Source organism: Bacillus sp. 05T31 (assembly GCF_056396725.1).
This window is the reverse complement of sequence record NZ_JBFTMA010000277.1, coordinates 1-5,103: the sequence shown is the minus strand read 5'-3', so window position 1 is coordinate 5,103 and position 5,103 is coordinate 1. Positions and strand designations below refer to the sequence as shown.

General features: G+C 34.0%; 4 protein-coding genes. All 4 read right to left on the bottom strand.

The genetic code is table 11. The features are described 5' to 3' along the window. Positions 1–69: 69 nt before the first annotated feature. On the bottom strand, positions 70–1,116 hold the full coding sequence (locus tag AC1DJR_RS16830) for an agmatine deiminase family protein (protein WP_477003071.1): 1,047 nt from the start codon (positions 1,114–1,116) through the stop codon (positions 70–72). 96 nt (positions 1,117–1,212) lie between these two features. Further along, positions 1,213–2,955 carry an amidohydrolase gene (locus AC1DJR_RS16825; protein ID WP_477003070.1) on the bottom strand — a complete coding sequence of 581 codons (1,743 nt, stop codon included), beginning with the start codon at positions 2,953–2,955 and terminating at the stop codon, positions 1,213–1,215. Between the two features lie 81 nt (positions 2,956–3,036). Beyond that, positions 3,037–3,858: a MerR family transcriptional regulator gene (locus tag AC1DJR_RS16820; protein WP_477003069.1), complete on the bottom strand. Its 822-nt coding sequence runs from the start codon at positions 3,856–3,858 to the stop codon at positions 3,037–3,039. 44 nt (positions 3,859–3,902) lie between these two features. Further along, positions 3,903–4,880, bottom strand: a complete 978-nt coding sequence (locus AC1DJR_RS16815) for an agmatine deiminase family protein (RefSeq protein ID WP_002128426.1) — start codon at positions 4,878–4,880, stop codon at positions 3,903–3,905. Positions 4,881–5,103 lie beyond the last annotated feature (223 nt).

The following is a 5,103-nucleotide window of genomic DNA, read 5'->3' as shown; positions in this document are numbered from 1 at the left end:
GAAGAGTTTTCAGCATTATAAAAAGCATGCAGAGTATATACTCTGCATGCTTTTTTCATTTCGGTTACTTTATGCTAAATGTTGCTGTGTTACACAGTGAATCATACCACCATACGCAAACAGTTCATTTACATAAACACCGACAATTCTTCTTCCTGGAAACTGCCCTTCAATGATTTGAAGTCCTAACTTATCATGTTCATCACCATATATAGGAACTAATACAACTTCATTTCCAATATAAAAGTTCAAATACGAGCCCTTACAGTCTGCTTCTTTTACCACTTTTCTTGTTACCGGTACTGGGATGAGCTGAAATGGATTTCCATCTATATTTCTCGCTTGTCGCAATTCTTGATAATGCTTTTCGTACGCCTCCAAAAGGTAGGATTCACTCTCCCCAAAAGGATCATATTCATAAAGAATTGTATTTTCATTTACAAAACGCGCTGCCCCATCAATATGGTAATCYGTATCTTCATCATAATTATCCTCTCCGCGAATACCAGTTATCCATATAAAATTCGTTACTCCCAAATACTTCGTTAACTCTATTTCAATCTCTTCCTGATTTAGTGTAGGATTTCGATTTTCATTTATAATAGAAGTTTTTGCCGCCATTAAGGTGCCATTTCCATTTATCTCTATTCCTCCACCTTCTATACAGACACTAGATTTAACTTTTGGAATGCTATACATTCCACTTATTTTTTCCGGAATAACAGCATCATTTTCATACGGATATTTATCCCCCCAACCATTAAATACCCAGTGCGTTAAGCAGAGATTGCCTTCCTTATCTTTTACAAAGATCGGTCCATTATCTCTTATCCAMACRTCATCCGTYTCTTSAAYTAARAAATCAATTTTATCCATATCWACWTTCGCTTCMATTAACTTAGATTGGACATGTACTTTTTCTTCCTCATCAAATACAACAATATGCACATTCTCACCGTAATGAAGCTCCTTTGCCATCGTTACCCAAATATCATCTAGCTTAGATCTGTAACCTTCACCTCTATGAGCTTTATCCTGAGGCCATTGGAGCCATGTCCCCTCATGCTTTTCCCACTCAGCTGGCATATAATATAAACTATTTTCCATATTTCTCATACATGTTCACCCCTTCTTCGAATGTAAGTTCAGTCTAAACTTTGACATCGTGTTAAGGTCAACAGAAATATATTAACTACTTCATAAACTGATTCTTTATTTTCCCTTGTGATACACTACTTCTCCTTGTAAAACCGTCACTAAAACTTTCGCATTTGGAATCTTATCAACACTCATTTTAGTAATATCTTCATTTAGTAATACCATATCGGCTGATTTACCTACTTCAATTGAACCAGTAATATTATCAAGGCCTAATGCTTTGGCGGGCTTAATTGTATAAGCATCAATAGCTGCATATATATCAGATAAGCCTTTCTCTTCAATACTTAACGCATTCGAAATTGTCACAAGTGGATTTAGTTCATTTACATCCCAATCACTACTAAGCGATACATTTGCTCCTGTTTTCCAAATGCGTCCTAACGGCATAATTCGTTTCATCTGTTGATCTGTAAAATACGTACTTGCCCAGCTTTGTTTAGGATCTTCYGCAAAATCATGGCCTACTTGGAAATCAGCGCTAATACCTAACTTAGCAAAACGATTTATATCACTATCTTCTACCATCTCAACATGTGTGAGCGTATAAGGCTGATTCGCACCTTCTTTTTTCGCTGCTTCAATTGCATTTAAACTCTCTCTTACCCCGCCATCCCCAATCGTATGAATGAGTGCACCGTAACCAAGTTTATTAAGTTCCGTTAACCACCATTTCATTTTTTCTTCTGGAATATAGTTCAAACCGTACGGTGTTCCTTTAAACCACTCAAATTTATATTTTTCTAGTATTTTAGCTGTGCTGTTAATGCTAATTCCATCACTATACATCTTCACTTGATTAATAAGCATTCTAGATGATACATCATCACGCTTAATTTTTTTGAAATACTCCATTTGCTCTGCTTCATTTAAGTTCGGATATACCCACGGACGAAGTACTACTCGCGACGTTAACTTTTTCTCATCATTWACTTTATTCCAAACATCTAACCAGCCTCGTTTCCAATAAAGACGTCCATCGCCGACTGTAGTAATACCATTCTTCGCAACCTCATCTAAACCGTCTAACAAACCTTCATAATTTTTTTCAAAGAGATTGGGCTGGGAATTCCATGCTTTTTCCATCACGATATCCCCTGCTGTATCATACAGAAGCCCGAAAGGTTCTCCTGTTTCTGGATCCCGGATGATTCTTCCGCCTTGCGGATCTTTCGTCTCTTTATTTATTCCTGCTGATTCCAATGCCTTTGAGTTAACCCATACAGAATGAGAAGTTCTTTCCATAATTAATACAGGGTTATTAGGAAATAACTCATCAAGAACTTGTAATGGCGTTTGTTGTTCTGATTTTTCGTCCATATCTTTTAACAGCTCTTCCAAACTAAATCCTGTTCCGCTTATCCATTCGCCATCTTTCACATCTTTTTTACAAGCCTTTAAATACGAGCGTTGTTCTTGCAGCGCAGCATCCGGTGAAACACTACAATTCCCTGCTGCTGGTGATTTCGCCTCAAATATATGATTGTGATTGTCCACAAAACCAGGAAGAATAAAACGCCCTTGTAAATCCACCACTTTCGTATCTTCATTTATAAATCCTTCTACATCTTTGTTTGAACCAACAAATGTAATTTTTCCTTCTTTAACGGCTACAGCCTCTACAATGTCTTGCTTGTCATTTGAAGTATAGATTGTACCATTTTTAAACACTACATTTTTTGGCAACTGATTWGGTAGAACGAAGCTACCATTCTCACCTTCTCCTACTCCAGGAGTACACGCTGAAACCCATGTCATRCTTAGAATCAGACAAATAATCRTGATTGTTCTTTTCATATTCTTTCTCCTTTTTATTATGATGAATTACTTACATAAATAGAATAAGGATTGACATAATGTTAATGTCAATCCTTATTCTCAKTCTATTTTCRTAACTAAAAAACAAATTTGTGTSACATACTCYTCTACTAAACAATCACATTCAGRTCCCTTTATGTAGACCTCATATGGTGAACCATCTATTACATAACCATTTCTTTCAATCCATTTTTCTAACGCAATATAAGCGTAGCCTATATAGTCATAACTTCCATAATGCATAGTAGTAACGATTTGATGTGGATTTAWTTTTTTTATTTCATATTCTTGTACTACATCTTTATTGTTCCCATGCATGACCGGAATYCTTAATTCAACATCACTTTCRTTTGGAATATACTCTTCATCATAAAAGACCGTAGAGGGCGAACCAACCATTTGTAAGTTATGCTTTTGTACTTTTTCATATAAGTCATAAAAATAATCATCCATATCATCTATATTTATTTGCAGTCTTTGAGCAATTACTGTTATTTCATTTCTCATTCCAATAAATATATCGTAATTTCTATGACAAGCAGTATTTAAAGCATGATTCATATTTACCATTTCATTCATTTCTGAAATGACCTGTAAATTTTGTTTCACCTCATGAGACAACTCTATAATTTGTGATTGCATATGTTTAATAAATGAATCTTGATCTGATGATTGAAGAATTATTTTAATTTTCGGTAAAGGGAACTTGTACTCCCTTAGCTTTTTAATTTTCAACGCTATCTCAAGCTGTCCTTGCTCATAATATCTATATCCATTTACCGGATTCACATATGCTGGTTTCAATATTTCCTCTTTATCATAATGCCTTAACATTCGTGTACTCATTTTACAAATCCGTGAAAATTCAGTAATTGTATACATATAAATACCCCTTGAATACATTTTCTTATATATAAGCTTATTTATTAAAACCAATCAAATATTTTTCTGATTGAAGAACCTTCATTCTGATCGTTCAGCCTTTTCATTTTTGAAGGTAACAAATGACTAGGACAATACCACGTTAAACAATTCATCGCGCCTCCCATTGTCGATATTTCTCCTACATGACTTTGAATAACTTGTTTCTCAGTATGCTGTTGAATATATCGTAAAACTTCCTCATCTTTAGCTAATCCAAACTTAGGAACGTAAAGCGTATCACATGTTTCTAACATATTTATATATAAACCTTTTGCTGACGCTATCTCTTCATCGTATTGACCCTTCTCTGTATATGACGAAGGAACAACTATAAATTCAGCCTCTGGCATTTGCTCTTGAATAATCTCTTGAACCTTATATCTAAATTCATGATCCCCTAAAAAATCACTAATAAACATTGTATGTTCATCAATAAATTTAACCATCCCGTCTGCGTGTGCAAGTACATCTCCCTCTTCAGCAGGAATAATAATAACCCGACTCACATCTAAATCCCATTCCAGTTGCTCTATAATTTCTTCTTCCGTCCAATCATAGTTATCATCAAATATGCGTTCCGTTAATATAACGGTATCTTTTTTATTCCAAATAAGATTTCCACCGTCTAATATCAATGGAGATGTCACATATTCAAARTCGTTYTTTTTCAACCATTTATTAAATTGTTGATCTAAATATCGTCCTTGATCTTTCGGTAAGTAATTTGGTTGATATTTGAATTTAACTAGATGATTTGTTACAACTGGTGCAACATCTCTTAGCCAAATATCATCATACTCAAAAAAGTTTGTATGAAAGTCTTGCTCTTCAACAGATAAAGATATAAGTTGATCGGTAAATGCTTTATTTTCATTTAAGTATTCATTAAAATAAATAATGTCTTCATAAAATGGTCGATAATATTCATTCGATTCATCTGGTATTGCAGTAAAAATAATGCCACTATGTTTTTGTTCCATATTACTTACCTCGCTTTTTAATAATGATTGAATAACTGTTTTCAATAAGCCAACTATTCCCCAATTCATTTCTCTTTTCATTACAATTTTTGAAACGTGCACATTTCATGAATGGATTATAGCACGGAGAAATATTATATATTTATATAAAAAATATAAAGCCATCGTTAAGCCATAAACTGACTCTTGACAAAATTTTTAAATTTTAATCGCCGTACACAAT